The organism is Dolichospermum lemmermannii CS-548 (genome assembly GCF_028330815.1).
Lineage (GTDB): Bacteria > Cyanobacteriota > Cyanobacteriia > Cyanobacteriales > Nostocaceae > Dolichospermum > Dolichospermum lemmermannii.
In genome coordinates, this window is record NZ_JAQMTJ010000222.1 from 1 (window position 1) to 4,822 (window position 4,822).

The following is a 4,822-nucleotide window of genomic DNA, read 5'->3' on the forward strand; positions in this document are numbered from 1 at the left end:
AGAAAAGTTGCTAACCAAAGACAGAACTTTGTTCACCAAGAAACTACACGAATAATCAGCGGTAATAGCACGGTAGTTACTGAAAAATTAGAAGTCAAAAAAATGAGTGCCAAAGCTAAGAAAGGTAAACGTAAAAAACAAAAGGCAGGACTAAATAAATCAATTCTTGATGTGGGAATGGGGATGATAAGGGACGCTCTAAAAGCGAAATTATCAGACATTGGTGGCTTGTTTGTAGAAGTTCCTACAAAGAAGGTAAAACCATCTCAAACCTGTCCAAAATGTGGGCATCAAGAAAAGAAAACTTTAGACCAACGGACTCATGTTTGCCATAACTGCGGGTATACCCAACAGCGTGATATCGCCGCCGCAGAAGTAATGCTACTTTGGTACTCAAATAATCTACAGGGGTTAGGAACTAGCCTCTCAGACGTGGATGATTCTAGCTCTACTTCAAACACCAGCAAACGCAAGAATGCTGGAAGTATGAAGCAACTGGGTCGTGCGAAGCGTCAAAAATCTCAACTTACTCATGGGGATGTAGAAACCCCATCTTCAACGAAGTAAGATGGGGTAGTTCATTGATCACAAATTCCAGTTATTTGTGTATCTCTATTAAATAGACTTTTAACTCTTCTATGACCAATGACAAATCTTCCAAACGCTTACCCAATCAACGTTGGCAAATTGCAGCAAAAAATCCAGAAGCTAGTTTAATATTAGCGAATTTAACAAATATCTCCCCAATTATCAGCCAATTATTAATTAATCGGGGCATGGAAACCCCAGAAGATGCCAAGATATTTTTAGATCCCGAATCTCTGATTTTACCTTCTCCTCTCGAAGAATTCCCTGATTTAGCTGCGAGTGTGGAATTATTGGAATTAGCGATCGCCAATAAAGAGAAGATAGCTATCTGTGGAGACTATGATGCTGATGGTATGACCAGTACTGCAGTACTGCTGAGAAGTCTTAGGGCTTTGGGCGCTGATGTTGATTATGCTATTCCTAGTCGAATGCACGATGGTTATGGGATTAATAACCGGATTGTCGAAGAGTTTCATGATGAAGGGGTGAAACTAATTCTGACGGTGGATAATGGAATTTCTGCGGTTGAACCAATTACTAGAGCCAGAGAACTGGGTTTAAAAGTTATTATCACAGATCATCATGATGTTCCCCAAATATTACCTCCAGCTAACGCGATTCTCAACCCGAAACTAATAGCTGAATCTTCTCCCTATCGGGGTGTGGCTGGTGTGGGTGTGGCTTACATTTTAGCCGTTTGTTTAGCCCAACAATTAGGAGAAATCAAAGGTTTAGTGCAGCCACTGTTAGCTTTATTTACCTTGGGAACTATTGCCGATTTAGCCCCTTTAACCGGTGTGAATCGTCGCTGGGTAAAACGGGGTTTAAAGTTATTACCAAAATCTAATTTACCAGGGATACAAGCATTAATTCAAATTGCCGGAGTTCAAGCCAGCGAAGGAGAAAAAAATCAAACTTCTAAATCTTTAAAACCCGAAGATATTGGTTTTCGATTGGGACCACGAATTAATGCTATCGGCAGAATTGGTGATCCACAAATTGTCATTGATTTACTCACAACTGATGATTTTAGTATTGCACTAGCCAAAGCTATCCAATGTGAACAAACTAATACTCAACGTCAACAAATGTGCGAGGAAATTGAAAAAGAAGCCATTACCATTGTTGAAGATTTATATATAAACTCTTTACAAAAAGACCGCGTATTAGTTGTTATCAAAGATAATTGGCATCATGGTGTTATTGGGATTGTTGCTTCTCGCTTACTAGAACGTTATGGTGTTCCTGTATTTATTGGAACTTACGAAAATGAAACCATAATTCGGGGTTCAGCGCGAGGAATTCCTGAATTTCATGTATTTGCAGCTTTAGATGCTAGTCGGGATTTATTAAGTAAATTTGGGGGACACAAAGCTGCGGGAGGATTTTCTTTACCAGCGGAGAATTTACCAGAATTGCGGTTGCGTTTATCTGCATTTGCAAATCAGTGTTTGGAACTTCAACACCTTAAACCGCTGTTGAAAATAGATACTCAAGTTAATATTCACGAAATTAACCAGGATATTTTTCAGCAGTTAAATATTCTTCACCCCTGCGGTATTGATAACTCAGATCCAATTTTTTGGACTGCTAATGTCCAAGTGATTGAACAGAAAATAGTTGGGAAAGGTCACATTAAATTAACTGTATCCCAAACTATAGACAATCAGCGTCAAGAAATTAAAGGCATAGCATGGCGTTGGGGTGATTATTTTCCCTTACCATCAAGATTGGATATTGCTTACAAACTGCGTGAAAATAACTTTAATGGCAAAACTACCATTGAAATGGAGTTAGTAGGTGCAAAACTCCCAAATCACGTTGTTGAACTTTTCACTAATTCACCAAATCTATCACGGGCTAGTTTTGAATATAAACAGCGTCAATATACCTGCGGAATCTATGAAAATGGTATAAGTAGAGAATTAAGAGTTAAAAATTCTGAAGGTAAAGTTTTAGTCATGCGACCAGAAGATAAATTTGGTTTGTTGGGTTTCAACCGCGAAAATGCTGAACAGGTAAATATATCTCAACCCATATATGAGGGAATTGTGCAAAATGCAATTCAGGCTTTGTCTACCTCTGTGCAGAATTAAAGATTAAAAACTCTCTTAAATGGGTAATTTAAGATTCTATTATCTCCAACGGGTAATTGGTGATTAGACAAAGCATTACCAATTACCAATTACCAATTACCAATTACCCAATTTACAGGTTGCCGTTGCGAAATGCTAGAACGAAGATGACTATGGGTCCTGAAATCACAATTAGTCCCACGCAAGTTAACTGCAAGACGACTTCCCAATTGATGTTAGCTAAAATGTCCATTTTTTCCTCCCAATGATTTTAATGGTTTAAAAAGATTTAATAATTCCATGACAAAACCCGCAACTTATCATATCTGTTTAGGGGATCTAAAATTTAATTTACTTCACAAAATTATAAGAAAAGTCATAAAAAAGTAGAATAGCAGGAATACTAGAAGGTTAAAAATATGGCTACTTGGCAATGTATAGCTCAGTGTGGGGCTTGTTGTAACCTGACACCAGCGGATCGTCCAGATATAGAAGAGTATCTTTCACCACCTGATTTAGAACTTTATCTCAGTATGGTCGGTGAGGGAGGATGGTGCGTAAATTATGATCATGGTACGCGAGAATGTAAAATCTATTCTACCCGTCCTTGGTTCTGTCGTGTAGAAGCAGAGACTTTTGAGGAGATGTATGGGATTGAAGCGGAAGATGTGAACGATTTTGCGATTGATTGCTGTCATCAGCAAATTGAGGGGGTTTATGGCGATCGCAGTTTGGAACTTATCCGCTTTGATCAAGCCGTGGGTTTTTAATTTAATTCATATAGGTATTCTCTCATTGTGTTTTTGAGCGCAGTAATCAATGGGAGATTCAAATATATGTACCTAAATTGTGCTACTGCTTACAAAGTTTCTATGCTATCCCATATATCTAACAATAATTTCAAGCTAGATAAATGATTCATTGATTCACATCGCTTTTTTAACGCATCTAGATACTTTTTATCCGCTACAACTTTTGGATTTTTCTTGCTATAAAACAAACCAAACTGTCCGAGATATTCTTGTAGATAGTGTTTATGAAATCGCGCTTTCGTGCTAAAAGTACGTCCAGTTGGACAGCAGGACATTTCTTCAGGATCATTGACTAAAACATCGTAATATGTTTTAAAATCTGATAAAATTGTGGAACTTTTAATTAAAGGATATTCGTTAGGAATTTCTGCATTACCTAATGCCCATGTTTCAAAACAGCAATGCTGAATTATTATATGAATCTCTGTTTTTGAACTATCTATATTGTAGCCAGATTTGAGTGCATCAAGTTTAGATTTAAGTTCATGAAAACGAGCAGTATAAGAATGTTCTTCAAAGTCAATACATATAAAAAAATGGTTGACATTACCGAATTTTTCTATATCAATTAGACAAGCTTCCAGTCGAGAAACTTCTGAATTGTTATTCTGTCTATCAACCATACTCGGATAGCCATTACCTGCAATAATTCGACAAGTATTCATTGTCATATCTTCAGGTCTAACAACAAAAGTTAAGCTAGGAAATAAATGTTGTAACCATGCTTTATATACTTTTGGTTCAGTCTTGCCCCCCTCTACTAAAAATAAAAGATTCACGCAGAAAATTCCTCACTATCAAGTAAATTAATTAATTGAGTAAACTTATCTAAGCTAGAAGCTGTATCAAGTGCTGGAATATCAGAAGCTTTTCTAACTTTGACTTTATTTCCAGATTTACTAACTATTTGCCAAGTTTTCCAAGGAATATTATTGATAATATATGGATGATGGCTAGTAAGTATAAACTGTATATCTGAGGATTTATCAAGGATGAAGTCTGTTAAATCTGGCATACAATTAATTCCTAAACTATTTTCAAATTCATCAATTAAAATTACTGATTCTTTAGGAGCGGAAATTACTTGAACTAAAAAAATTAAAGTACGAAACATACCTGATGAAATTTGCTTTTGAGGAATCCACTCTAAACCAACTTCTTCAATTTCAAAGAATATCAAAACATTATCACCATTTAAGCATTTCTCACTAAGTAAGTAGACGAAAATAAATCAAAGTAGATTAAGTAATGTAAAAAATCTGGAGATGATTTCGTAGTAAGGGCTTCAGCCCTCAAATGAGGAATAAATTCCTCACTACAAACTTTGAATTATTCAAGCCGTTCTAC

General features: G+C 36.4%; 6 protein-coding genes. 3 read left to right on the forward strand and 3 right to left on the reverse strand.

The annotated features are described in order from the left end of the window. Positions 1 to 567 (forward strand): RNA-guided endonuclease InsQ/TnpB family protein (locus tag PN450_RS14900; RefSeq protein WP_271836783.1); only part of this gene is annotated, 567 nt, incomplete at its 5' end. Between the two features lie 71 nt (positions 568 to 638). Continuing rightward, a complete protein-coding gene (gene recJ, locus PN450_RS14905; RefSeq protein WP_271836784.1) occupies positions 639 to 2,684 on the forward strand; it encodes a single-stranded-DNA-specific exonuclease RecJ in 2,046 nt (681 codons plus the stop codon). 112 nt (positions 2,685 to 2,796) lie between these two features. Here recJ and psb30 read toward each other — a convergent pair whose 3' ends face one another. Next, positions 2,797 to 2,916, reverse strand: coding sequence for a photosystem II reaction center protein Ycf12/Psb30 (gene psb30, locus PN450_RS14910; RefSeq protein WP_028084264.1), 120 nt, complete (start codon positions 2,914 to 2,916; stop codon positions 2,797 to 2,799). A 166-nt stretch (positions 2,917 to 3,082) separates the two neighbouring features. Between psb30 and PN450_RS14915 the strand changes: the two genes are divergently transcribed. Further along, positions 3,083 to 3,433: a YkgJ family cysteine cluster protein gene (locus PN450_RS14915; RefSeq protein ID WP_213712391.1), complete on the forward strand. Its 351-nt coding sequence runs from the start codon at positions 3,083 to 3,085 to the stop codon at positions 3,431 to 3,433. A gap of 89 nt (positions 3,434 to 3,522) precedes the next feature. On the opposite strand, the gene PN450_RS14920 is transcribed toward PN450_RS14915, so the two are convergent. Further along, a complete protein-coding gene (locus PN450_RS14920; RefSeq protein WP_271836785.1) occupies positions 3,523 to 4,254 on the reverse strand; it encodes a hypothetical protein in 732 nt (243 codons plus the stop codon). Beyond that, positions 4,251 to 4,655 (reverse strand): AAA family ATPase, encoded by a 405-nt coding sequence (locus tag PN450_RS14925; RefSeq protein ID WP_271836786.1) that lies wholly within the window; start codon positions 4,653 to 4,655, stop codon positions 4,251 to 4,253. The genes PN450_RS14920 and PN450_RS14925 overlap by 4 nt, the downstream gene beginning before the upstream one ends. Positions 4,656 to 4,822: the final 167 nt, after the last annotated feature.